Genomic DNA, 23242 nt, shown 5'->3' on the forward strand with positions numbered 1-23242 from the left:
GAACAGGGTCGGTTGTGTTCAGCATAGGACACTATGCGTTCGATTTGGCGAACACTCGATCGCGGCCTCGCCCGCGACATCGGTCTCGTGTGCCTGGCCGACGCCCTCGTGGGCGTGTCCTACGGCGCCATCGCGGTGGGCTCCGGCTTCCCGCTGTGGGCGCCGATGCTGCTGTCCCTGCTGGTCTTCGCCGGCGCGTCGCAGTTCATGTTCGTCGGCATCGTCGCCTCGGGCGGCAATCCGCTCGCGGCGGTCGCCGCCGGGCTGCTGGTGAACGCGCGGCACGTGCCGTTCGGGTTCGCGGTCGGCGACGCGCTCGGGCGCGGCCTGCTCGGACGGCTGGCCGGCAGCCACCTGATGATCGACGAATCGGTGGCGTTCGCGCTGGCCCAGCGCGACGCGGAGCGGCGGCGGGCGGCGTACTGGGCGTGCGGCATCGGGCTGTTCGTGTGCTGGAACCTCGGGGTCGTGGTGGGCGCGTTCGCCGGGTCCGCGATCAGCGACACCGACGCGTTCGGCCTGGACGCCGCGTTCCCGGCGGTGCTGCTGGCGCTCGTGCTGCCGTCGCTGAAGGACCGGGCCTCGCGGCTGCCGGTGCTGATCGGCGTGGTGGTCGCCCTTGCCGCCACTCCCCTGCTCCCGGCCGGGCTGCCGGTGCTGCTGGCGCTGGTCGGAGTGGTCGCCGGGGCCGCGGCGAAGGAGCCCAAGTCTCTGGAAGGAGCGCACTGATGGACGGTGCGGAACTGATCGTCGCGACACTCGTGCTGGCGGCCGGGACGTTCGCGTTCCGGCTCGCCGGGCCGCTGCTGCGCACGAAAGTGCGGTTGTCCCCGCGCGCCGAGCGGCTGATGACGCTCTCGGCGGTGGTGCTGCTCGCCGCGCTGGTCGCGACCAGCGCGCTGACCCAGGGGCACGAATTCGCCGGAATCGCCCGGCCGGCCGGAGTTCTGGCGGGCGGAGTGCTCGCGTGGCGGAAGGCGCCGTTCGTGGCGGTCGTGATCGCCGCCGCGGCGACCGCCGCGTTGCTCAGGCTCGCCGGAGTCCCGTAACCGGAAATCGCACGGCGACTTCCAGTGCGCAATTCTTCTCGAACGAGAAAACACCCGGCAAGCAATAACGATCGGGCGGGAGAGGCGACCGTTCGCCTCCCCCGCCCGCCGGTGGGGAAATCAGTTCCGGGTCATCGGGCGGAAATCGCCCGCGAACCGGTCGCGCCGGCCGCGCCGCACGACGGCTCGTCCGGCTGGGCGGAAACGCTCACGGCGTCCCACGCCGCCTTCACAGTGTTGAATTCGGTGCAGCCGTTGGGGAAGAGGTTCTTCGCCGCGGTCAGCGTCCAGGTGCGGTAGCTCTGGTACGAGCTGCCGCTGGTCTTCAGCAGCATCGCGTTGTAGAAGATCTTCACCGCGGTCTGCACGCCGAGCCCGGTCACCGTGGAGTTGTTGCACGTCGGGCTCGTCGGCTGGCCGTTGGTCGGGTTCGTTCCCTCGGCCAGCAGGTAGAACCAGTGGTTGCCGGGGCCGGCCGCGGCGTGCACCTCGGTGCCCGGGATCGAGTCGTCGTAGCAGTTCGCGTGGCCGAGCTGGGACGGGTCGTACATGTTGCGGATCGGCCCGCTGCCGGTGAGGTTCACCTGGTTGCCGACGAGGAAGTCCGGGACCGCGTACGGCGCGGGCTCGTTGGCGAACCATTCGGACGACGCCCCGAAGACGTCCGCGACGAATTCCTGGGTGCCCGCGCCGGACATGCTGCCCGGCGTGTGGTCGTCGATGCCGTGGCCGAACTCGTGCCCGATCACGTCGAGCGAGCCGATCCACTGGCCCGCGGTGTTGTTCCCGACCTGAACCTGGGTGCCGTCGTAGTAGGCGTTCTGCTCGTTGAGGCCGACGCGGATCGGCCAGGCGCCGCCGTTGCCGTCGAAGCTGTTGCGGCCCAGCCATTGCGTCAGCATCTTGTTCTCTTGCTGGATGCCGTACAGCGCGTCGGCGCAGCCGGTTTCCTTGTCGGTCTCGTCGCCGTTGCCCCAGCTGTCGGTCGACTTGGTGAAGGTCTGCTGGGTGGCGGCGTCCTGGCAGCTGAGGTTCGCGATGGTCGGGTCGGTCATCGAGTAGCCGCCCGCGCCGTCCGAAGACGTGTCGAGGTGCAGCGGCTCCGGGCCGTTCCACACGCCCTGTGCGTCGCCGTAGGCCACGTGCTCCTGGGTGTGCAGGACTTTGCCGGTCATCGCGTCGACGACGACGTCCAGCTTGCTGGGCCCTTCGGCGTTCCGCCCGGTCACCCGGGTCGTCCACGCGAGCCTCGGGCTGCCGAGCGCGTACGTGGCGAGCGTCGCGGGCTGCACACTGTCCACAGTGGGCACGTGGGTGCGCGCGATCGCTTCGGCCTGCTTCGCGGTCAGCTTCGGCGACGTGCTGGGCAGGTCGATCGCGGAGGTCTGCGCGACCGAGGTGGCGAGCACCTGCCCGGCGGAGTTCGTGGCCACGACGAAGTCGCCGCCGATCACCGGCAGGCCTTTGTAGGTGCGGTCGTACGGCACGTACTTCAGCCCGTTGGTCGACGAGATCACCTTGTGCGGCTGGAAAACGTCGTCCTTGCTGGCGTGCAGCGCGGCGGGCCGGGAGGCGACCAGCGCCTGCGCGGCGGTGGCCGCCATGGCCTCGGCGGCCTGCGGACTCTGCGGTTCGAGCGGTTGCGCGTGGGCGGCGGTGGCCGTGGTGACGGCCCCGGCCAGCACCCCGGCTGCGAGCAGCACGAGCGGTCGGCGCGATTTCATCGGCGGTGTTCTCCTCCGGACAGGCCGGATCAGACCCGGGGGTGGGGGCCGGATTCGGAAGTGGAATGGGATCGAACCCCGCCAAGAGTCGGGTTTTTCCCAACTCCGGACAACCGACGAAGGTCGTTAAGTTATCAACTTCGGCGCCGCGGCGCCGATTTCCGGTGCGCATTTTCCGGAAATTCCGCTTTCCGCCCAAGAATCGCCACTCGCCCAGCTCGGCAGCAGTCCGGCGTTCCGGATCAATCCGGCGGCAATGCGCCGGTAAATCCTTTGTGGACAGTAGATCACTGGGCCGTCCACAGTGGATTCAATGGCCCGGGGCCCCGCGCGCCCGGAGTAAGCGAACGGCTGGTCCCGGGCCGTTCGCCTTGCTTCCCGGCGGGTCGCGGGTGTGTGATCGGGGACACAGTTCTTCCATCCGCCGTCGCTGAGGAGGCCGGCATGGCCGACAAGCAGAACAGGAGTGCCGACCCCGGGGCCGCCGTCGCTGTGGACGACCCCGCCAAGGTGCGCAACGTCGTCCTCGTCGGGCCTTCCGGGTCCGGGAAGACCACGCTCACCGAGGCACTGCTCGCCGCGTCCGGCACGGTGCCGCGCGCCGGTTCGGTCGTCGAGGGCACCACGGTGTGCGACCACGACCCCGCGGCGGTGCGCCAGCAGCGCTCAGTCGGGCTTTCCGTCGCCCCGGTGCTGCACGCCGGGCACAAAATCAATCTCATCGACACCCCGGGGTACGCCGATTTCGTGGGCGAACTGCGCGCCGGGCTGAGGGCCGCGGACGCCGCGCTGTTCGTCGTCTGCGCCGCCGAGGGCGTGGACGCCGCCACCGTCGCGGTGTGGGAGGAATGCGCGTCGGTGGGCATGCCGCGCGCCGTCGTCGTGTCGCGCCTCGACCACCACCGCGCCGACCCGCTCGCCGAGATCGCCGCCTGCCAGGCCGCCTTCGGCGCGGGCGTGCTGCCGCTGTACCTCCCCGCGCCCGAGGGACTGGTCGGGCTCGTCACCCGGCGCCGCTACGACTATTCCGCCGGCTATCCGCCGCGCGTGAGCGACCCGGACCCGGCCGTTTCCGGCGAGCACGCCGACGCCCGCAACGAGCTGATAGAGGGCATCATCGCCGAGAGCGAGGACGAGACCCTTATGGACCGCTATCTCGGCGGCGAGGAGATTTCCGAGGACGTGCTGATCGCCGACCTCGAGACGGCCGTCGCGCGCGGTTCGTTCCACCCGGTCATCCCGGTGTGCGCGCACACCGGGGTCGGGCTCGCCGAGGTGCTCGACGGCATCGTGCGGGCCTTCCCCTCGCCGCTCGAGCACACCCCGCCCGGCGTGACCAGCCCCGACGGCGCCGAGCACGCCGCGCTGTCCGCCGATCCGGACGGTCCGCTCGCGGCCGAGGTCGTGCGCACCGCCGTTGACTCGTACGTGGGACGGGTTTCGCTCGTCCGGGTGTTTTCCGGGACGCTGCGCCCCGAGAATCCCGTGCACGTCTCCGGCCACGGCCTCGCCGAACGCGGCCACGAAGACCACGACGCCGACGAACGCGTCGCCCACCTGTACTCGCCGCTCGGCGCGAACCTGCGCGAGGTGCCGTTCTGCGTCGCGGGCGATCTCTGCGCGCTCACCAAAGTGGGTTCCGCGGAAACCGGCGACACCGTGTCGTCGCCGGACGATCCGCTGCTGATCAAACCCTGGCGGATGCCCGAACCGCTGCTGCCGGTCGCCGTGGTCGCGAAGTCCCGCAGCGACGAGGACACGTTGTCCCGCAACCTGTCCCGCCTCGTCGCGGGCGATCCGACGCTGCGCCTGGAACGCAACGCCGAAACCGGGCAGCTCGTGCTGTGGTGCATGGGCGAGGCGCACGCGGAGGTCGTCCTGTCGCGGCTGCGCGCGGGCGGCGCGGACGTCGGCACCGAGCCGGTGCGGATCAGCCTGCGCTCCACGTTCGCGAAACCCGCGCGCGGCCACGGACGGCACGTGAAACAGTCCGGCGGGCACGGGCAGTTCGCGGTGTGCGACATCGAGGTCGAACCGCTGCCGCGCGGCGCCGGGTTCGAGTTCGTGGACAAGGTCGTCGGCGGTGCGGTGCCGCACCAGTTCATCCCGAGCGTCGAGAAGGGCGTGCGAGCGCAACTGCAACGCGGAGTCCAGGACGGCTACCCGGTGGTGGACGTGCGCGTGACGCTGACCGACGGGAAGGCGCACAGCGTCGACTCGTCCGACGCGGCGTTCCAGACCGCCGGCGCGCTCGCACTGCGGGAAGCCGCGGCGGCCAGCCGGATCCTGCTGCTGGAACCGCTGGACACGGTCGAGGTGAGCCTGCCGGACGAACACCTGGGCACCGTGCTGGGCGACCTGTCCTCCCGCCGCGGCCGGGTGCTGGGCACGGAATCCGGGGAAGGCGGGCACACGGTGGTGCACGCCGAGGTGCCCGCGGTGGAACTGCTGCGGTACGCGGTGGATCTGCGGTCGCTGACTTCGGGGACGGCCACGTTCACGCGGCGGCATGCCCGCTTCGAGCCGATGCCGGAGGGGGCGGTGGTCCCGACCTGAGCGCAGGGACCCGGGACCGGCAGACCAGAACCGGCGCCGTCGCTCACACCCTGCCTGCGCAGGCAAGCGCCCCAATGTGGCATTGGGTGCGTCCCACGCACCCAATGCCACATCGGGGTTTCTCAGTAGCGCGGTGTGCGGTGGGTTCGCGGCAGCGGTGCTGGTGAGGGTGCTGCGGGGAACCGGGCGGCGGATCCTCTCCCGCCGAGGTCGTGAAGGGCTCCACAGGGAATCTCCTTCCCTAAAGGAGACCTTCACGGACCCTCGCCACCGCGCGCCCGCCCGGCCGCTGCCGAAGGAACGAAACTCTCCGCGAAGGCGGTGCGTGAAGCTGCGCTCGGTCGACGGGCGCGGTGGGGTTGGTGCGGATGTCCGTGAGGGGAACCCTGACGGAATCTGATTCCGTCAGGGTTCCCCTCACGGACGTCGGTGGGAGCGGAAAGGCGGCGCGGTCCATGCCGCGCATCGCCGTAACGACGCCGCACGCCGCGCTACCGCGGAAACCCCATCAGGGGCGCATCACCGCTCACGAGTTCAGAACTCGAAGCCGCCCGGTCGCCCGTTGCGGTCCGCCACCAGTCCGGCCAGCGTCGCGATCGCGATCTCCGCCGGGGTGCGCGAGCCGATGTTCAGCCCGACCGGCCGGTGGACGCGGGCGATGTCCGGTTCCGCCACGCCCAGTGCGCGCAGGGCTTCCACGTGCGGGCCCGGATGCCGCGGGTTGCCCAGCACGCCCACCCAGCGCGTCGGGGTCGCCAGTGCGGCCTGCAGGACCGTCCCGAGTTCCGGGCGGTGGTGGTCGGTCACGACGACATCCGCGTCCGGGCCCGGAGAGGGCGCGGTGGTGCGGACTTCGACGCCCTCGGGAGCGTCGCTGGCCCGTGCCTCGTCCGGTTCGAACAGCACGGCGTGATAGCCCAGGTCGGTCGCGTAGCGCAGCAGGTGCTTGGCGACCGGCGAGGCGAACACGGCCACCAGGGTCCGTTCGGCGGGCGGCTCTTCGGCCTCGCCGTGGGCGACGGCGCAGGCATCGGGTTCGGTCGTCATGCGCCTCAGTCTGCCTCAGAGGTCCGGCTCGGCGAATTCGAAGTACTCCGGCAGCGGCGCGGTCCCGGCGAGCTTGAAGTACCGCACCTTCCGGCGCCGCCGCAGCGCCAGCGTGTCCCGCACCGCGTCGTTGTGCACGCGGCGCGCGATAACGACCCGGTGTTCGGCGTCCGTCAGCTCCTCGGCGAGCACTTCCGGCAGCCGGGAGCGGTCGATCGAGGCCAGGGCGAGCGTCAGTTCGTTCTCCGCGACCTCGCGGTCCGGCCGTGCGGCAGCCTCGGCCCGCGCGGCTGCGGCATGCAGGGCAGCACCGTCGTGCAGCACGGCGGCGACGGCCCGGGCGACCACGGCTCGCCGGGCGAGAGCGGCCTCCAGCGCGGCCCAGCCCGCGTCGGTCCGGACGTGCAGGCGGTCGAGCCGATTCGCGGTCGCGACCAGGAACAGCCCGCCGAGCACCACGATCGCGGCCGCCGCGACGAGCAGCCACACCAGCACCGTCACGCCGGCTCCCGCTCGCCCGCCGCGACCAGCCGGGGGTCCGCCGCGATGGCCGTCTCGTACACCCGCAGCACCTGCGTGACCACGACTCCCCAGTCGTACGCCGTCACGCGCTCGCCCGCCGCGGCCGCGAGCGACGCCCGGTGCGCCGGGTCGCCCAGCAGTTCGCGCAGGCCGTCGGCGAGGGAGGCCGGGTCGCCGGTCAGGTGGAGCATTCCGGCATTGCCGTCGTCGAGGACGCGACGGAACGAATCGAGGCCGCTGGCGAGCACCGGAGTGCCCGCGGCCATCGCCTCGGTGAGGATCATCCCGAAGCTCTCGCCGCCGGTGTTGGGCGCGCAGTAGACGTCGACACTGCGCAGTGCCCGGGCCTTGGTCTCGTCGTCGACCTGGCCCAGCAGGTCGATGTGCGGCCACAGGTCCGGTCCGGCCATCTTCCGCAGCTGGTCCGGCTCGCCGCGGCCGACCACGAGCAACCGCAGGTCCTCGAATTCCGGCAGCAGCCGCCGCGCGGCCTCCAGCAGTACGTCCATGCCCTTGCGCGGTTCGGTGAACCGCCCGACGAACCCGATCGTCCCGCCCGCGCGCGGATAGCCGTCCAGCGGCAGCGCCCGGGAGAAGAAGCCGACGTCCACGCCGTTCGGGATCTCCACCGCGTCGCCGCCCGCGTGCTCCACCTGCACGCGCCGGGCCAGCGCGGACACCGCGATCCGCGCGGTGATCTTCTCCAGCAGCGGACGCAGCACCGGCTGGAACGCCGCCAGCGTCCGCGAGCGCGTCGTCGCGGTGTGGAAGGTGGCCACGATCGGGCCGTCGGCGACCTTCAGCGCCAGCAGCGACAGGCTCGGCGCGGCCGGTTCGTGCAGGTGCAGCACGTCGAAGCCGTTGTCCCGGATCCACCGCCGCACCCGCGCGTACGAAACCGGCCCGAACTGCAGCCGCGCGACCGAGCCGTTGTACGGAATCCCCAGTGCTTTGCCCGCGGGGTGCACGAAATCCGGCACCTGGGCGTCCTCGTCCGCCGGAGCCAGCACCGACACCCGGTGCCCGCGTTCGAGCAGCGCCCGCGCCAGGTCGATCACGTGCCCCTGGACCCCGCCGGGGACGTCGAACGAGTACGGGCACACGATCCCGATCTTCAACCCGCGCGCCACCCGGGTCAGCTCGCTTCTTCCAGCGCCGTCGCCGCGGAATCGGCGGGCCAGAACGGCTGCAGCATGTGCCAGTCGGCCGGATGCGCGGCGATGTCGCCGGCGAACACGTCGGCCAGCGCCTGCGTCGCGGCGGGCACCTCGGCGCGCGCGGTGACGCGGATGCGCGGGTGGATCCGGATCTCCCAGCCGTCCTCGGTGAACCAGCAGCCGGTCGGCAGCAGGGCCGCGCCGGTGGTGGCGGCGAGCCGCGCCGGACCGGGCGGCAGGTGCGTCTGCTCGCCGAAGAACCGCACCGGGATCCCGGACGACGTCAGGTCCCGGTCCCCCAGCAGGACCACCACCTTGTTCTCGCGCAGCCGCCGCAGCAGCAGCCGCATGGCCGCGCTGTCGCCGGTCAGCGGCACGATCTCGAAGCCGAGCGACTCCCGGAACTCCACGAACCGCCGGTACAGCGACTCGGGCTTGAGCCGCTCCGCGACGGTGGTGAAGGTGCCCGCGTAACTGGCGAGCCAGACTCCCGCGATGTCCCAGTTCCCGCTGTGCGGCAGCGTCATCACCGCGCCGTTGCCCTCGGCGAGCGCGGCGTCGATGTTCTCCGCGCCGGTCACCGTCACCTGCTTCGCGACCGCCGCGTGGTCCATCGCGGGGAGCCGGAACGTCTCGAACCAGTACCGCGCGTACGACCGCATCGCGCGCCGGACCAGCTCGTCCAGCTCCGCTTCCCCGGCCTGCGGCACGACGCGGGCGAGGTTCGCGCGCAGCTGCCGCACTCCCCCGCCGCCGCGCCGCGCGGCCATGTCCGCGCCGAAGGCGAAGGTCGCCGACCCGAACGACTTCGGCAGCCGCCGGACGAGCCGCCAGCCCGTCGCGTAGCCGAACTCGCTGAGCCGCTGGGAAAGTGTGCTCACGGTTGCGCCCCGCCCGCCGAAGGATCGGCCTGTTTCGCCGCGACCGCCCGCGCCGCGCTCGCCACCGCCGCCGCGCGCTGCAGCAGCGTGACGACCGACAGCACGGCGAGCAGCCACAGCGTGATCTCGACGGTCCAGGGCACGCCGAAGCCGTGCAGCCCGGTGCCGACCAGGGCGATGATGAGCCGCTCCGCGCGTTCCACCAGCCCGCCGTCGGCTTCGAGGCCGGACGCTTCGGCGCGCGCCTTCACGTAGGAAATGACCTGGGCCAGCACGAGGCAGATCAGCGCGGCGGCCGCGGCCCGGTTGTTGTGGTCCTGCACGAAGCACCACCACGCGATCGCGGCGAACAGCGCGCCGTCGACCAGCCGGTCGCAGGTCGCGTCGAGCACCGCGCCGAACGGCGTGCCGTACCCGCGGGCGCGGGCCATCGCGCCGTCGAGCAGGTCGAGCATGGCGAAGCCCCACACGGTGAACGTGCCCCACAGCAGCATCCCCTGCGGGAAGAACGCCAGCGCGCACGCGACGGCGCCCGCGGTGCCGAGCACGGTCATCGCGTTCGGGGTCAGTCCGGCGCGGACCAGGGCGGCGCCGATCGGGTCCGTCACGCGGGAGACCGAGGCACGGGCGAAAATGTTGAGCATCTTCCTCGTCTGTGCACCTGATTCGGGGGCGGGTGGGCGACGAAAGCCTATCGACCCCGCTGTCCGAACCGGACCCGCCCGCCCGCGACCCGCCGGAACGTCAGCCGGATTTCGGCAGTTCGACGACCGGCGCGGCGAATTCCGCCGCCTCCTCGGCCTCCCGGACGGCCTGGCATTTCGGCCGCAGCCCGGCCAGGATCGCCTCGGAAATCTCGCCCAGCTGGCGCACCTGCTCGCCCGTCAGCTGGTCGAACAGCGTCTCCCGGACCGCCTCGACGTGCCCGGGCGCGGCTTCCTTCAGCGCCGCGAACCCCGCCTCGGTGAGCACCGCCCACGACCCGCGCTTGTCCGTGGGGCAGGACTCGCGCTGGACCCAGCCCTTGGCCTCCAGCCGCGCCACCGCGTGCGACAGCCGGCTGCGCGACGAACCGCGCACCGACGCCAGCTCGCTCATCCGCAGCCGCCGCCCCTCCGCCTCGGACAGCGCGACGAGCACCTCGTAGTACGTGTGCGGCATGCCCGAATCGTGCTGCAGCTGTCCCTCGAGGTGGGCGTGCAGCAGCGAACTGGCCTGGGCGTAGGCGCGCCAGACCCGCTGCTCGTCGTCGGTCAGCCAGCGTGGTTCGGACATATCGTCATCATACGCTGGTTGAGCACTCAATCACCGCCGCGCGACGGGGCTCACCACGCCTCCGCGAGCAGGTCGCGGGTTTCGCCCAGCAGCTGCGGCAGCACCTTCGTGTGCCCGATCACCGGCATGAAGTTCGCGTCGCCGCCCCAGCGCGGCACCAGGTGCTGGTGCAGGTGCGCGGCGATGCCCGCCCCGGCGATCACGCCCTGGTTCATCCCGATGTTGAACCCGTGCGCCGCCGAGACCGCCCGGATCACGCCCATCGCGTGCTGGGTGAACTCGGCCAGCTCGCGCGTCTCGTCCGCGGTGAGGTCGGGGTAGTCCGCGACGTGCCGGTACGGGACCACCATCAGGTGCCCCGGGTTGTACGGGTACAGGTTCAGCACCGCGAACACCGTCTCGCCGCGGGCGACGATCAGCGCGCGCTTGTCGTCGCCGAGGCCGGGCAGGCGGCAGAACGGGCAGCCGTCGGACTCCTCGCCGTCCGGCTTGTCCTGGCCGCGGATGTAGGCCATCCGGTGCGGGGTCCACAGCCGCTGCAGCGCGTCCGGGACCCCGGCCCCGTCCTGTTCGACGAGTTCCGGCTCGGTCACTTCAGGATCTTCTCCACGGCTTCGGCCGACGGCGACGCGTTCTCCCGGCGGGCGACCCATTCGGCGATGGCCTCGACGGCCTGGTCGACCGGGACGCCGTTGATCTGGCCGCCGTCGCGGAACCGGAACGACACCGCGCCCGCCTCCGCGTCCTTCGCGCCGGCCAGCAGCAGGAACGGCACCTTCTGCGTGGTGTGGGTGCGGATCTTCTTCTGCATCCGGTCGTCGCTCGCGTCGACCTCGACGCGGATTCCCTTGGCGCGCAACGCCTTCTCCACGCCGCGCAGGTACTCGACCTGGTCGGCGGTGATCGGGATGGCGACCGTCTGCACCGGAGACAGCCACGCCGGGAACGCGCCCGCGTAGTGCTCGGTCAGCACGCCGAAGAACCGCTCGATCGAGCCGAACAGCGCGCGGTGGATCATGATCGGGCGCTGGCGGCTGCCGTCGGGCGCGGTGTACTCGAGGCCGAACCGCTTGTTCTGGTTGAAGTCCAGCTGGATGGTCGACATCTGCCAGGTGCGGCCGATGGCGTCCTTGGCCTGCACCGAGATCTTCGGGCCGTAGAAGGCCGCGCCGCCCGGGTCCGGCACCAGTTCGAGGCCGGAGTCGACGGCGGCCTGGCGCAGCGTCTCGGTGGCCTCCTCCCACTCCCAGTCCTCGCCGATGAACTTGTCCGAGTCGCCCCGGGTGGAGAGTTCGAGGTAGAAGTCGGACAGGCCGTAGTCGGCCAGCAGGTCCAGCACGAACTTGAGCAGCGACCGCAGCTCGGACGGCATCTGCTCCTTGGTGCAGTAGATGTGCGAATCGTCCATCGTCAGGCCGCGCACGCGGGTGAGGCCGTGCACGACGCCGGACTTCTCGTAGCGGTAGACGGTGCCGAATTCGAACAGCCGCAGCGGCAGTTCGCGGTAGGACCGCCCGCGCGAGCGGAAGATCAGGTTGTGCATCGGGCAGTTCATGGCCTTGAGGTAGTAGTCCTCTTCCTCGAACTGCACCGGCGGGAACATGGTGTCCGCGTAGTACGGGAGGTGCCCGGAAGTGTGGAACAGGTCGCCCTTGGAGATGTGCGGCGTGTTCACGAACTCGTAGCCGGCTTCCTCGTGCCTGCGGCGCGAGTAGTTCTCCAGCTCGCGGCGGATGATGCCGCCCTTGGGGTGGAACACCGGCAGGCCGGAGCCGATCTCCTCGGGGAAGGAGAACAGGTCCAGCTCCGCGCCGAGCTTGCGGTGGTCGCGGCGCTCGGCCTCGGCGAGGCGCTCGAGGTGGGCGTCCTGCGCCTCGGCCGATTCCCACGCGGTGCCGTAGATCCGTTGCAGCTGCGGGTTTTTCTCGTTGCCGCGCCAGTACGCGGCGGCCACGCGGGTGAGCTTGAACGCCGGGATGAACTTCGTGGTGGGCACGTGCGGGCCGCGGCAGAGGTCGCTCCACACGCGTTCCTTGGTGCGCGGGTCGAGGTTGTCGTAGATGGTCAGCTCGCCGCCGCCCACCTCCATGATTTCGGAGGTGTCCACTGTGTCCTTTTCGGACTTCAGGTCCACCAGCTCGAGCTTGAACGGCTCGTCCTTCAGCTCTTCCTTGGCCTCGTCGGTGGAGGCAAAAACGCGGCGCGAGAACTGCTGCGCGCCCTTGACGATCTGCTTCATCCGCTTCTCGAGCTTCTGCAGATCCTCGGGCGTGAACGGCTTTTCGACGGCGAAGTCGTAGTAGAAGCCGTCGCGCACCGGCGGGCCGATGCCGAGCTTGGCGTCCGGGAATTCCTGCTGCACGGCCTGGGCGAGCACGTGCGCGGCCGAGTGCCGGATCACGCTGCGGCCGTCCTCGGTGTTCGCCGCGACGGCTTCGACCTGGGCCTCGGCCTCCGGGGCCCACGCGAGGTCGCGCAGTTTCCCGTCGGCGTCGCGGACGACGACGATCGTGTCCGGGCCCTTGGTGGGCAGCCCGGCTTCGCGCACCGCGGCGCCCGCCGTAGTGCCCGCCGGCACCACCACGCGCGGGGCGGGTACGGCGGCAGCTGACGACGGTTGGGACACGATCGGACTCCTTTGGGAGAAGTGACTGAAACGGCTTCCGCTGATGCTAGCCGTCGGCGGGACGGCCGATTCGACCGCCGTCGCCCGCGGACGCCGAGAGGCCGCCCCGGGCGTGCGGGGCGGCCTCTCGGCGACGCGGAAGGGGTCAGAGGGTCTCGACGACCTGGTCGAAGTCGAGCCGCGGCAGGCGGTCGAACCACGGGTTCTCGCCCGGCTTGCCGACGTTCACCACTACGAGCGAACGCCAGTTGTTGCCGGAGAAGAACTCCTTGTCCACGCCCGCGGCGTCGAAGCCGGTCATCGGGCCCGCGGCCAGTCCGGCGGCGCGCACGCCGATGATGAAGTAGCCGACCTGCAGCAGCGAGTTCAGCTTGGAGAACTCGACACGGCCGGACTCGTCGGCGAAGTTGTCCTTCACGCCCGGGTTGTGCGGGAAGACCTGCGGGATGTTCTCGTGGAAGTCGACGTCCGCGGCCAGGATCACGGTCAGCGGCGCGGTCTCGGTCTTGGCCCGGTTGCCCTCGAACAGGTGCGGCAGCAGACGCTGCTTCGCCTCGTCGCTGCGGAGCACCAGCGCGCGCAGCGGCTGGGTGTTCATCGAGGTGGGGGCCCACTTGACGAGGTCGTAGATCGCGCGGACCTGCTCGTCGGTCACCGGCTCGTCGCTGAAGCTGTTGGCCGTGCGCGCTTCGCGGAACAGGAGGTCCTGCACCTCGGCGGGCACCTGCAACTGCTCGGACTCTGCGAAAGTAGTCATCGGTTCGGCGTTCCTTCCCGTGCTGTCGCCTACGCACGGCACCAACATGGTTGAACGCTTGACTATTTCGCGGATCCGGCCGGTGTGACCCAGCGCACGAGGACGGCCGCCGCGCCTTCCCCGGCCCGGCGGCCGTCAGCGGAGGGATCTTCCCAGGTCAGTAGGCGCCCTGCCCGGCCAGGACGGCGCGGAAGGTTTTCCAGAGGATCACCAGGTCCAGCGCCAGCGACCAGTCCTCGACGTAGCGCAGGTCGAGCCGGATGCTCTCGTCCCACGACAGGTCGCTGCGGCCGCTCACCTGCCACAGCCCGGTCAGCCCGGGTTTCACCAGCAGCCTGCGGCGCGCGGCCGGAGCGTACTTGGCCGTCTCCTCCGGCAGCGGCGGCCGGGGGCCGACCAGCGACATCCGCCCGGCGACGACGTTGAACAACTGGGGCAGTTCGTCGAGCGAGTACCGGCGCAGCATCCCGCCGACCTTGGTGACCCGCGGGTCCTTCTTCATCTTGAAAAGCGGCCCCGCGCCTTCGTTCGCCCTTTCCAGGTCGCGGCGGATCAGGTGCGCGTCGACCACCATCGTGCGGAATTTGAGCATGGTGAACGCTTCGCCGTCCTTGCCGATCCGCCGCTGCCGGTAGACCACCGGGCCTCGGTCGCCCGCCTTCACCGCCACCGCGATCGCCAGCATCAGCGGCGAAAACAGCGCGAGAAGCAACGTCGCGCCACAGCGGTCGACGACTTCCTTCACCAGCCGGCGCCCGCCGGTGAACGCGGGGGCGGTCACCCGGAGCAGCGGCATGCCGAGGACTCCGCTGACGTTCAGCCGCGGCCCGGCGACCTCCATCAGGACCGGCGCGACGACCATTTCCGACGACGTGCCCTCGAGATCCCAGGCGAGCCGCTGCAGCCGCTCCGGGTTCCAGTACTGGTCGGCGGTGATGGCGACGACCCGGTATCCGCCGCGGCGGACGTGCCGCGAAAGCTCCTCGAGCCGCCCGACGACCGGGACCCCGTCGATCTCCCCGTGCCCGGTGGACGTGCAGACCGCCTCGACGCGCCACCCGACGTGCGCTTCCTTCCGGGTCCGCTTGATCAGGTCCGCGACCGTTTCGGCGCTGCCCGCCGCCATCACGGGAAGCAGGCACAGCCCGCGCCGCCGTCTCCGGTGCAGGATCTGCCGGAGCACATATCGCTGCGGAAAAAGGACTAATGCGACGGCGGGCACTACGAAAAACACCCAGGGCTGCACTTCGAGCGCACCGAACAACAGTCCCCCGAACGCGACCAGCACCGCCGCGGTGATCAGCGCGCGGCCGAGCGTGCGGTACTCCTCGGGGCCCTCCCCCAGCACCCGCGCGCTCCACGCCCGGCTGACCGGGAGGGCGCACAGGATCGCGAACGCGGTGCCGAACGCGTGCATGTCGTGCGGGGCGAGCCGGTCGATGACGAACGCGCTGATCGCGATCACCACGCAGGCGGCGACGAGATCCGAGGCGATCACCGTTCTGCGGTAACGCTTTTCCCATTCCGCGGCGTGCGTTTTCGGCGGATCCCCCTCCGCCGGGCACACCGTGGCCGGGTCGAGCCTGCCGTCGGCGTCCGGACGGCCGGGCGGCGGGGCCGCCACCTCGACCGGCGGCGCGGGGACCGCCGTGAGGTCGACCCGCGGCAGCGCGACGCCGTCCGCGGGCCAGGGCCGCACCGGTTCTTCCATCAGTCCTCCCGCGCTGCGCAAGCTCCCCGGACCTGATCGCCGCCGGCACGCTGAGTCAGAACCGCTGATCACGATCAGTGATCACCGGGCGGTCGGGCCGCACGTCGCCGAAGGTGTGACACTCGCCAAGGTATCGGGTGCTCAGCGGGCGGTGTTACAGACATTTTCCAGCCACGGCCTGCGAGTCTTTCCCGTCAGGAAGCACCGGGAAGATAACGGGAACGTCACGATGGGTCACGCTGACCCGCCAACCGGAATTACCCGCTGTAGTCAAGTTTCCCACTACCTACCCCGAACGGCCCAGCAGGCCCGCAGCCGAATCAGCTCCCCCGCGCGGGTCATCACCCAGGCGTGCCCCCGGCCCAACCGCCGTTCGGGCACAAGCACTCCGCCGACCCGCCGATTTCCCTTGCCCGCGGCCGACTCCGCACCGGAATGCGCAGCGGCGCCCGGTTTACGGCCGTTCGCCTGGTCTGAACCATTCGGGGCGGCCTGTTTCGCACATTTCTCGCGGACTAGCGCCGTGTTCTGTTCGCAACAAGGTCCACACTGGACACCGCGGCGGGCCTGGGCTCGGTGCAGGCTGTCGGCGGTGCTGCGGTTGCGGCGTTGAGCGCGGTCGCCATGGCTTGGTCCTCAAGGTTGAAATGCGCCTGCGATTCACCCGCGAGCCGATCGAGTTCGATCCGCAGCGGCACCGCCGCCGTGGCGTTGAGCGCGGTCGCCACAGCTTGTTTCCGACTCACCCGCAAGACGCTCCAATCCGATCCGCAGCCGCACCGGGTCCGACTTGCCCGGGACGTGAGCCGGAGTCCCGGTTCAGGCCGTCGGCGGTGCCGCGGCCGTGGCGTTCAGCGCGGTCACCACGGCCGGTTCCTCCAGAGCGAAGTGCGCCTCCAACTCCCCCGCGAGACGCTCCAATTTGGTCCGCAGCCGCGCCGCCGTCTGGTGCTGCGCGAGGACCGGGGCCGGCGCTGGGAACTGCTCGGCCAGCGAAGGAAACACCGTCGAGTCCTCGCCGACGTGGTGCCGTCGCAGGGCGGTGCAGAAGCTCAGGCAGTGCGTGCGCATTTCCTGAGCCAGATCCGGTACCGGCCGACGATCGTCGTCGCGCTGCCGTCGGCCAGGTTGTCCGCTTGCTCCCGCAGAGTCCGCAATTCGGCGCGGAACCATTGGTGCGCTTCGATCAGCAATCGCCCATGCCGTTGACTCGCTCATCAATCCGGTGCAGTACGACCACCGGAATCCGCCGGGTCGTTTTCGCCTGGTAATCGCCGTAGCCCGGAGCTTGTGCGAGGACTTGCGCGAAAAGCCTCTCGTACGCAGCTCCTTGCGGAATAGCCGCCATCGCCTCATACGGGTCGCCGCCGGTCTCGACGGTCACTCTCGGATTCCGCCGGATGTTGTGGTACCAGGCGGGATTGCGGTCCGCCCCGTTCGCCGAGGCGACGACCACCCCGGCGCCGTCGATCTCCAGATAGCCGAGAAGCACCTCGCGGCGCAGGCCGGTTCTCGCGCCGGTGGTCGTCAGCACTGCCAGCGACCATCCCTCGAACATGCCGCCCAGCACGCCGTCGTTCGCGCGAAACTCGGCGATCAGCCGGCGGGAAAAATCGTTGCTCACTCATTTCCTTTCGGTTTCCGGAAAGGAGGCGTCAAGCACAGGACGGGACGCGCGAAGACCCCGCAGGACAGGCACGGCGCAGCGATCCGTTCGACGGATCCGCGGAACTGCGAGAGACGGAGAGCCCGATCTCTGTGCTGGCTGGTTAGCCGCTACCTCCATGCATAGGCCCATCCGGGGCACCCGGCCAAGTTAGCACAGCTTCCGAACCTCGGGCGGCGAAGGCTGAATCCTTTCGCCGGGCGGCCGTCGCGGCGGCGCGGCGCGGGACGAGGCGGGGCCGTCCGCTGAGGAAGACGTGTCGAGCAGGCTGGAGGTCGAACGCCTGTCCGCCGCGCTGCCCGCCGACCAGCGCGGCGTGCTGATCATGCGCGACATCCAGGCCTGCCGGGGAAAACCGTCGCGCGGGCAGTGCCGGTTGCCGAGGGAAGTTTCCTGATATCGCGAGATAGCCACCAGCATTATCCAGAATTTTTCCTCGCACCTCCTGAAGTTTTCGAGAATATTTTCACCTGGCACTCCTCCGGCAAACAAGAGCACCGCGACGTTCCCATGTGGACGGACGATGCACGTGAATACCGGGAGCACACTGGACTCTCCCGTTCGTCCGACCGAAAAACCTGCTCGACAGTCTCAAGTGAACTACGAAAGGGGCTTATTCAAGCAAATTCCCCTAGCCGCACATCTCTTTTCGACCGCGCGGCGAACCACGCCACAAGTCGACGGATCCCCGCCCGAATCCCCGGCGAGACAAGCGATTACGCCAACAGGAGCACCGCGTCCGACGGCATCCGCCTCGGCCGACGACGCTTCTCCCGCCCGCGCTGATCATGAAAATGCCGACTGCCCGCATCCGGCGGCTGACTGGCCGCCGGATAATAACGTGGCAATCGTCCGGGCCGGCGCGGTATTTTTTCCGACGGAAGTCGGGCGCAGTGTGGCCCCGGCGCCCCGGCAGTCGCGTATAATCGGAACCGGGAACGCATTCGATCATCGGCGCGCGCCCGCTGGGGAAGGTGAAAAAGCGACGCGCCAGCGACGGATCTCGATGTTTCTTGGGGGATGAACCGCATGAGGTTTGCTGTCTTAGGCCCGCTCGGCTTGCTGGACGAAAGAGGTGCGGACCACACGCCGAAACCGTTGAAACTGCGCACCCTGCTCGCGGCTTTGGTGATCAATGCCGGGAACGTCGTCCCGGTCTCCCAGCTGATCCAGGAGCTGTGGCCGCACGAGGCGCCGCGCACCGCGGCCACCGCGATGCACGTCTACGTTTCGCAGTTGCGCAAGCATCTGCTGAACTGCCCGGTGACGAAGGGCTCCGGCCGGAGCATGCTGCTGACCCGGCAGCCGGGCTACGTGCTGCAGACCGCCGGGAACGACGTCGATCTCTCCCTGTTCCGCCTCCGGCTCGAGGAAGCGCGGGAAGCCGAACTCGCCGGCGACCTGCCCGCCGCGTCCGCGCAGCTGAACCGAGGGCTCAGCCTGTGGCGCGGCGACGCGCTAGCCGACGTGCGCGGCGGCCCGATGCTGCACCACTTCGCCAAGCGGATCGAGGAGCGGCGGCTCGCCGCGATCGAACGCAAACTGTCCATCGACCTCCGGCTCGGCCACCACCACGAGGCGGTCGGCGAACTGCAGTCGCTCGTCGACCAGCATCCGCACTGGGAGAATTTCCACGGCTACCTCATGATCGGCCTCTACCGGTCCGGCCGGACCGCCGAGGCGCTGACCGTGTACGCGCGGCTCCGGACCCGGCTGATCGAGCGGCTGGGCATGGAGCCCGCCGTGGAAATGCAGGAGCTCCACCAGCGGGTGCTCAATCGCGACGGCATTCTCAACCACGGCGACAGCGTCCGGCTGCTGACCGGCGAGAGATCGTTCAGCGCGTGAGGCGGCCTCGCCGGTCACGGGCATCGGATCACTTGCCCGGCGTAGGCGAGGCCGCCGCCGAACCCCAGCAGCAAGGTCAGCGCGCCGGGCTTCACCTCCCGGCGCTCCACCAGCTTCGCCAGCGCCAGCGGAATGCTCGCCGCCGAGGTGTTGCCCGAGTCGACGACGTCCCGGGCGATCACCGCGTTCACCGCGCCGAGCTTGCGCACCACCGGTTCCACGATCCGCAGGTTCGCCTGGTGCAGCACCACCGCGTCGAGGTCTTCGGGCGCGACCCCCGCCCGGTCGCAGACTTTCCGCGCGATCCCGGGCAGTTCGGTGGTGGTCCAGCGGAAAACGGTCTGGCCCTCCTGCTCGAACTTGCCCGGGACGCCTTCGATGCGGACGGCGCTGCCCAGTTCCGGAACGGATCCCCAGACCACCGGGCTGATCGACGGCTCGTCGGTCGCCTCGACCACCACCGCGCCCGCGCCGTCGCCGACCAGGACGCTGACCGACCGGTCCTTCCAGTCGACGAAATCCGTCAGCCGCTCGACGCCGATCACCAGGGCCTTCGTCGCCGATCCGGCGCGGATCGCCTGGTCCGCGACGGCGAGCGCGTGCGAGAAGCCCGCGCACGCCACGTTGACGTCCAGCGTGGCCGGGCACGGAATGCCCAGCTTGGCCGCGACCCGCGCGGACACGTTCGGCGACCGGTCCAGGGCCGTGGTCGTCGCCACGATCACCGCGTCGATCTCCGCGGCCGGGAGCGCCACGCGCTCCAGCGCCGACCGGGCCGCGTGGGCGGCCATCTCGTCCACGGTCTCGGTGGGGTCCGCGATGTGGCGCGTCCGGATGCCGACGCGAGTGCGGATCCACTCGTCGCTGGTGTCCATCATCTGCGCGATGTCGTTGTTGGTCAGCACCTTCTCCGGCTGGTAGTAACCGGCCGAGAGCACTCGCGAACCAGGCATGGGTCCTCCGATGTTCCTTCGTCAGCTGGGTCGCGCGTCCGCTTGCTGTTTCTCCGCGGCGGCGGCAGCGGGGCGCCGCGCGCGCACCCGCAGGTAAAGCAGGATTCCGAACACCGCGGCCACGCCGCTGACGATCGCGCAGAATCCGAACACCGAGAGCAGCGCGTCCAGCGTCTGGTTGCCGCCCACGCTCAGGATCGCGGCCACCGCGGCGATGCCGAGCGCGCCGCCGACCTGCCGCGCCGCCATCAGCAGCCCGCTGCCCGCGGCGAAACTGGCCGGCGGCAGCGAACCCGCGGCGATGCTGGCCAGCCCGGTGAGCACCGCGCCCATCCCGAGCCCGCTCAGCAGGCTGCAGGGCAGCCACACCAGGAGGAACTGCGGCTCCGAGCCGAGGCCGAAGGTCATCCACAGCGTCACCGCGACCACCAGCAGCGAGCCGAACACGATCATCAGCAGCCGGCCGTGCGGGCTGACCCACCGGCCGACCGCGATCGCGGCGACCGCGGAGGTCACCGCGCCCGGGGTCACGCCGAGCGCGGCCTCGAACACCGAGTAATGCCAGATCCCGGTGAGGAACAACGGACTGCTCAGCAGCACGGCGTACATGGCGGCGCCGAAGAACGCCGCGATCACGTTGGTCTGCGCGAAAGCGTGGCTGCGCCACAGCGAAAGTTCCACCGCCGGCGCGGGATGCCGCCGCGAACGCAGCAGCGCCAGCGCCGTGACCACCGCGCCGCCGAGGACGGTCGCCACCGTGGCGACGCTCCCCCAGCCCCAGCGTTCACCCTCGGACAAGCCCAGTACGAACGCCCCGACCCCGACGGTGATCGCGACGGTGCCGACCGGGTCGGGCAGCGCCTGCTTGACCGGCTGGTCGCGCCGGACCGTGCGCAGCGTGCCGTACACCACGACGATGCCGATCGGGATGTTGATCAGGAACACCGCGCGCCAGCCGAAGGCCTCCACGAGCCCGCCGCCGAGCACCGGGCCGACGAGCCCGGCGATCGCGCCGGCCGCGCCCCAGGTGCCGACCGCCGCGGCCCGTTTCTCCGGCGGGCTTTCGGCCAGCACGAGACCGAGCGCGGACGGGATCATCGCGGACGCCGCCGCGCCTTGCAGCGCACGGAAAACCGCGAGCAGCTCGACGTTGGGCGCGATCGCGCACAGCAGCGAGACAGCGGTGAAAGCGGCGGTCGCGCTGCTGAACAGCTTGCGCCGGCCCATCACGTCGGCCAGCCGTCCCGAGGAGCACAACAGCGCCGCGAACAAGACCGTGTAGCTCGTAACGACCCAGGTCAGCCACGACACCGGAACGTCGGGAAAACTCGCCCGCAGATCGGGAAAAGCCACGTTCACGACCGTGACGTCGAGGAACGCCACGAAGGTCGCCGCCGAGGCGAAGAGCAGCACGGTGCGGGAACCGGCCGCCTGCCCCGCGGAAATCGGATCCGTCATCACGACACCGTTTCGGGCTGCCGGTCCGCGGCGCGCGGGATCAGCCGGACCGGCAGCGCGGTCGGGCCCTGGATGTTGTCCGGACGGCGCCACGACGGCGCGCCGGCCGGCTCGATGCGCTCGAACCGTTCGACGAGCACCTTCAGCGCCTCCTCGAGTTCCGCCTTGGCCAGCGCGTTGCCGATGCAGTGCCGGTAGCCCGCGCCGAACCCGAGGTTCGGCCGCCGCGTCACCCGCCGGATGTCGAACCGGTCCGGGTCGGCGAAGACGTCCGGGTCGCGGTTGGCCATCACCACCAGCGTCGCGACCTCGGTTCCGGCCGGGATGTCCAGGCCGCCGAGGGTGACGTCGGCCAGCGCCATCCGCTTGATCACGAACGCGGTCGGCGCGAAGCGCATCACCTCGTCGAGCGCGCTGGGCACCAGCTCCGGGTTGGCGACCAGGTCGTCCCACTGCTCCGGGTATTTGGCGAACAGGTAGATGACGCTGGCCAGGGTGGTCCGGGTCGTGTCGGTCCCGGCCACCAGGAGCGTGGACACCAGGGAGATCAGTTCCTCCCGGCTGAACCGGTCGCCGTTCTCCTCCGCACGGACGAGATTGGACAGCAGGTCGTCGGTCGGGCGCTCGCGGCGCTGCTGGAGCAGTTCGGTCAGGTACCGGTCGAGTTCGTCGTAGGCGCGCATCGCGGCCGGGAACGTGTCCGGGGACCCGCTCAGCCCGCTGACCTGAGCCTCGGCGATTTCGGAGAAGAACTCCAGATCGTCGGTGGGGACGCCGAGAACGGCGCAGATCACCGACAGGGGGTACTGCCGCGTCAGCGCGGACACGGCGTCGAGCGGGGCGCCGGACGCGGCGGCGTCGACCATGTCGGAGAAGATCCGGCGCATCCGCGGGCGCAGCGGATCCATCAGCGGGGCGCGGAACACCGGCAGCGCGAGCCGGCGCAGGCGCTGGTGGTCCTCGCCCTCCAGCGACAGGAGGGACTTGCTGCGGCGTTCGACGAACCGCGGGTCGACCCCCTCGAGCCGTTTGATCGCCGCGAAAACGCCTTCCCGGAACCGCGCCGGGTCCCGCAGGACCTCCCAGCAGTCCTCGTACCGGTGCACCAGGACCATGCCGCCGAGCCGGCTGAACCGGTGCTGCCTTCCGATGTCCGGGATCCACTCCCACCACGGGCCCTTCGCGGACCTGACCAGGTCGTCGAGCACCGGCAGCTCAGAGGTGTTCTGCATCTAGCCCCGCCTTTGTGAAGTCACGATGATTCGCCGTCGGGAAGATCAGGATTCGGCCAGCAGCCGCGCGAAGGCGCCGTCGTCGGCCGCGTGGCCGCGCAACGCCTTGCGGGAAAGGGAACGCGCCCGCGCGAACGCGTCCGGGAGGCCGAGCTGGCCGTGCAGGTTGGCCGCGAACAGCAGCCCCTGGAGTTCGAAAGCCAGCTCCGCGACGTCGGTGTCGGCGCGCAGCTCGCCCTTGGCCACCGCGACGCGGATCTGCTGGGCGAGGACGTCGTTGCCCTCTTGGATCAGCGCGGCGATCGCGTCCCGGATCGGGCCGGGGCGCGAATCGAACTCGTGCGCCACCGGCGTGAAGAAGCAGCCGCCCGGCAGCCAGTGTTCTTCGGAGTTGAGCAGGAACCGCTCGATCAGCGCGAGCAGCCGGCGAGTGCCCGAGGGAACTCGCTGCGCGGGCAGGATGATGTGCTCGACGTAGAACGCCCGCGCGCCTTCGATGACCGCCAGCTGCAGCCGTTCCTTCGACCCGAAGAGGGCGAAGAGGCCGCTTTTGCTGAGCCGCAGGTCCCCGGCGAGCCTGCCGATGGTGAGCCGGTCGAGACCCTCCAGCGACGCCAGGTCGATCGCCCGCCGCAATACCAGCTCCCGGGAGCTCAGTCCCGCCTCTCGCGAAGCCGACGCACTGGTGCTCACCACTCGCCCCCCCGATCTTGAACGTAGCGTCAGGCTAGCATGCGAACGATCGTTCGTGCCAGACAGCCGGACGCACGGAAACGCCGC

At 70.5% G+C, this 23242-nt stretch carries 24 protein-coding genes; 5 read left to right on the forward strand and 19 right to left on the reverse strand.

From position 1 onward, the window contains the following. Positions 1-33: 33 nt before the first annotated feature. Positions 34-729: an AzlC family ABC transporter permease gene (locus SSMG_RS21355; protein WP_009079354.1), complete on the forward strand. Its 696-nt coding sequence runs from the start codon at positions 34-36 to the stop codon at positions 727-729. After that, positions 729-1049 (forward strand): AzlD domain-containing protein, encoded by a 321-nt coding sequence (locus SSMG_RS21360; protein WP_009079357.1) that lies wholly within the window; start codon positions 729-731, stop codon positions 1047-1049. The genes SSMG_RS21355 and SSMG_RS21360 overlap by 1 nt, the downstream gene beginning before the upstream one ends. A 131-nt stretch (positions 1050-1180) precedes the next feature. On the opposite strand, the gene SSMG_RS21365 is transcribed toward SSMG_RS21360, so the two are convergent. Further along, positions 1181-2773: a M4 family metallopeptidase gene (locus SSMG_RS21365; protein ID WP_009079359.1), complete on the reverse strand. Its 1593-nt coding sequence runs from the start codon at positions 2771-2773 to the stop codon at positions 1181-1183. A 444-nt stretch (positions 2774-3217) separates the two neighbouring features. Between SSMG_RS21365 and SSMG_RS21370 the strand changes: the two genes are divergently transcribed. After that, positions 3218-5329 (forward strand): elongation factor G-like protein EF-G2, encoded by a 2112-nt coding sequence (locus SSMG_RS21370; RefSeq protein ID WP_009079361.1) that lies wholly within the window; start codon positions 3218-3220, stop codon positions 5327-5329. A gap of 534 nt (positions 5330-5863) precedes the next feature. Here the strand turns inward: SSMG_RS21370 and SSMG_RS21375 are convergent. The 14 genes from SSMG_RS21375 to SSMG_RS46280 form a co-directional block, all read right to left on the reverse strand. Continuing rightward, positions 5864-6376: an XdhC family protein gene (locus tag SSMG_RS21375; RefSeq protein ID WP_009079364.1), complete on the reverse strand. Its 513-nt coding sequence runs from the start codon at positions 6374-6376 to the stop codon at positions 5864-5866. A 15-nt stretch (positions 6377-6391) separates the two neighbouring features. Beyond that, positions 6392-6877: a hypothetical protein gene (locus SSMG_RS21380; RefSeq protein ID WP_009079366.1), complete on the reverse strand. Its 486-nt coding sequence runs from the start codon at positions 6875-6877 to the stop codon at positions 6392-6394. Beyond that, entirely contained in the window at positions 6874-8028 is a 1155-nt protein-coding gene (locus SSMG_RS21385) for a glycosyltransferase family 4 protein (RefSeq protein WP_353611767.1), read from the reverse strand. The genes SSMG_RS21380 and SSMG_RS21385 overlap by 4 nt, the downstream gene beginning before the upstream one ends. 5 nt (positions 8029-8033) lie before the next feature. Next, a complete protein-coding gene (locus tag SSMG_RS21390; RefSeq protein WP_009079370.1) occupies positions 8034-8936 on the reverse strand; it encodes a phosphatidylinositol mannoside acyltransferase in 903 nt (300 codons plus the stop codon). Next, positions 8933-9580: a phosphatidylinositol phosphate synthase gene (pgsA, locus tag SSMG_RS21395; protein WP_009079372.1), complete on the reverse strand. Its 648-nt coding sequence runs from the start codon at positions 9578-9580 to the stop codon at positions 8933-8935. The genes SSMG_RS21390 and pgsA overlap by 4 nt, the downstream gene beginning before the upstream one ends. 100 nt (positions 9581-9680) lie before the next feature. Next, positions 9681-10211 (reverse strand): MarR family winged helix-turn-helix transcriptional regulator, encoded by a 531-nt coding sequence (locus tag SSMG_RS21400; RefSeq protein ID WP_009079374.1) that lies wholly within the window; start codon positions 10209-10211, stop codon positions 9681-9683. A 50-nt stretch (positions 10212-10261) separates the two neighbouring features. Continuing rightward, entirely contained in the window at positions 10262-10804 is a 543-nt protein-coding gene (locus tag SSMG_RS21405; RefSeq protein ID WP_009079376.1) for an HIT domain-containing protein, read from the reverse strand. After that, positions 10801-12744, reverse strand: coding sequence for a threonine--tRNA ligase (thrS, locus tag SSMG_RS21410; RefSeq protein WP_286157060.1), 1944 nt, complete (start codon positions 12742-12744; stop codon positions 10801-10803). The genes SSMG_RS21405 and thrS overlap by 4 nt, the downstream gene beginning before the upstream one ends. Positions 12745-12982: 238 nt before the next feature. Next, positions 12983-13594: a malonic semialdehyde reductase gene (locus SSMG_RS21415; RefSeq protein WP_009079378.1), complete on the reverse strand. Its 612-nt coding sequence runs from the start codon at positions 13592-13594 to the stop codon at positions 12983-12985. Between the two features lie 157 nt (positions 13595-13751). Further along, the gene (locus SSMG_RS21420; protein ID WP_037714406.1) at positions 13752-15305 is read right to left on the reverse strand and encodes a sugar transferase; all 1554 of its coding nucleotides are present in this window, start codon (positions 15303-15305) and stop codon (positions 13752-13754) included. Between the two features lie 515 nt (positions 15306-15820). Further along, entirely contained in the window at positions 15821-16033 is a 213-nt protein-coding gene (locus tag SSMG_RS21425; RefSeq protein WP_037714408.1) for a hypothetical protein, read from the reverse strand. A gap of 91 nt (positions 16034-16124) precedes the next feature. Then, a complete protein-coding gene (locus tag SSMG_RS46270) occupies positions 16125-16376 on the reverse strand; it encodes a hypothetical protein (protein ID WP_037714410.1) in 252 nt (83 codons plus the stop codon). Continuing rightward, positions 16358-16498, reverse strand: a complete 141-nt coding sequence (locus SSMG_RS46275) for a hypothetical protein (protein WP_199785950.1) — start codon at positions 16496-16498, stop codon at positions 16358-16360. Before SSMG_RS46275 ends, SSMG_RS46270 begins: the two co-directional genes overlap by 19 nt. Further along, complete coding sequence (locus SSMG_RS46280; RefSeq protein ID WP_009079381.1) at positions 16492-16929, reverse strand: nitroreductase family deazaflavin-dependent oxidoreductase; 438 nt, start codon at positions 16927-16929, stop codon at positions 16492-16494. Before SSMG_RS46280 ends, SSMG_RS46275 begins: the two co-directional genes overlap by 7 nt. Positions 16930-17227: 298 nt before the next feature. Between SSMG_RS46280 and SSMG_RS45470 the strand changes: the two genes are divergently transcribed. Both SSMG_RS45470 and SSMG_RS21440 read left to right on the forward strand, forming a co-directional pair. Next, positions 17228-17368, forward strand: a complete 141-nt coding sequence (locus SSMG_RS45470) for a hypothetical protein (protein WP_158688059.1) — start codon at positions 17228-17230, stop codon at positions 17366-17368. Between the two features lie 632 nt (positions 17369-18000). Further along, entirely contained in the window at positions 18001-18819 is an 819-nt protein-coding gene (locus tag SSMG_RS21440; RefSeq protein WP_009079382.1) for an AfsR/SARP family transcriptional regulator, read from the forward strand. Positions 18820-18833: 14 nt separating this feature from the next. Here the strand turns inward: SSMG_RS21440 and SSMG_RS21445 are convergent, their stop codons facing one another. From SSMG_RS21445 to SSMG_RS21460, 4 genes are read right to left on the reverse strand one after another with little or no spacing between them, the layout of a single operon-like run. Next, entirely contained in the window at positions 18834-19772 is a 939-nt protein-coding gene (locus SSMG_RS21445; RefSeq protein ID WP_009079384.1) for a beta-ketoacyl-ACP synthase III, read from the reverse strand. A gap of 21 nt (positions 19773-19793) precedes the next feature. Further along, positions 19794-21230, reverse strand: a complete 1437-nt coding sequence (locus SSMG_RS21450; RefSeq protein WP_050788242.1) for a DHA2 family efflux MFS transporter permease subunit — start codon at positions 21228-21230, stop codon at positions 19794-19796. After that, positions 21230-22462, reverse strand: a complete 1233-nt coding sequence (locus tag SSMG_RS21455) for a cytochrome P450 (RefSeq protein WP_050788243.1) — start codon at positions 22460-22462, stop codon at positions 21230-21232. The genes SSMG_RS21450 and SSMG_RS21455 overlap by 1 nt, the downstream gene beginning before the upstream one ends. A 45-nt stretch (positions 22463-22507) precedes the next feature. Continuing rightward, the gene (locus tag SSMG_RS21460; RefSeq protein WP_009079386.1) at positions 22508-23155 is read right to left on the reverse strand and encodes a TetR/AcrR family transcriptional regulator; all 648 of its coding nucleotides are present in this window, start codon (positions 23153-23155) and stop codon (positions 22508-22510) included. Positions 23156-23242 lie beyond the last annotated feature (87 nt).

The sequence above is a fragment of the Streptomyces sp. AA4 genome, assembly GCF_000158875.1.
Taxonomy (GTDB): domain Bacteria; phylum Actinomycetota; class Actinomycetes; order Mycobacteriales; family Pseudonocardiaceae; genus Amycolatopsis.

Bases quoted from the DNA above. Each gene is read 5' to 3' on its own strand.
- SSMG_RS46270 (WP_037714410.1), bottom strand. From the start codon at position 16,376: ATGCGCACGCACTGCCTGAGCTTCTGCACCGCCCTGCGACGGCACCAC.
- pgsA (WP_009079372.1), bottom strand. From the start codon at position 9,580: ATGCTCAACATTTTCGCCCGTGCCTCGGTCTCCCGCGTGACGGACCCG.
- SSMG_RS21420 (WP_037714406.1), bottom strand. From the start codon at position 15,305: ATGGAAGAACCGGTGCGGCCCTGGCCCGCGGACGGCGTCGCGCTGCCG.
- SSMG_RS21375 (WP_009079364.1), bottom strand. From the start codon at position 6,376: ATGACGACCGAACCCGATGCCTGCGCCGTCGCCCACGGCGAGGCCGAA.
- SSMG_RS21440 (WP_009079382.1), top strand. From the start codon at position 18,001: ATGAGGTTTGCTGTCTTAGGCCCGCTCGGCTTGCTGGACGAAAGAGGT.
- SSMG_RS21400 (WP_009079374.1), bottom strand. From the start codon at position 10,211: ATGTCCGAACCACGCTGGCTGACCGACGACGAGCAGCGGGTCTGGCGC.
- SSMG_RS21450 (WP_050788242.1), bottom strand. From the start codon at position 21,230: ATGACGGATCCGATTTCCGCGGGGCAGGCGGCCGGTTCCCGCACCGTG.
- SSMG_RS21365 (WP_009079359.1), bottom strand. From the start codon at position 2,773: ATGAAATCGCGCCGACCGCTCGTGCTGCTCGCAGCCGGGGTGCTGGCC.
- SSMG_RS21355 (WP_009079354.1), top strand. From the start codon at position 34: ATGCGTTCGATTTGGCGAACACTCGATCGCGGCCTCGCCCGCGACATC.
- SSMG_RS21445 (WP_009079384.1), bottom strand. From the start codon at position 19,772: ATGCCTGGTTCGCGAGTGCTCTCGGCCGGTTACTACCAGCCGGAGAAG.
- SSMG_RS21370 (WP_009079361.1), top strand. From the start codon at position 3,218: ATGGCCGACAAGCAGAACAGGAGTGCCGACCCCGGGGCCGCCGTCGCT.
- SSMG_RS21455 (WP_050788243.1), bottom strand. From the start codon at position 22,462: ATGCAGAACACCTCTGAGCTGCCGGTGCTCGACGACCTGGTCAGGTCC.
- SSMG_RS21360 (WP_009079357.1), top strand. From the start codon at position 729: ATGGACGGTGCGGAACTGATCGTCGCGACACTCGTGCTGGCGGCCGGG.
- SSMG_RS21415 (WP_009079378.1), bottom strand. From the start codon at position 13,594: ATGACTACTTTCGCAGAGTCCGAGCAGTTGCAGGTGCCCGCCGAGGTG.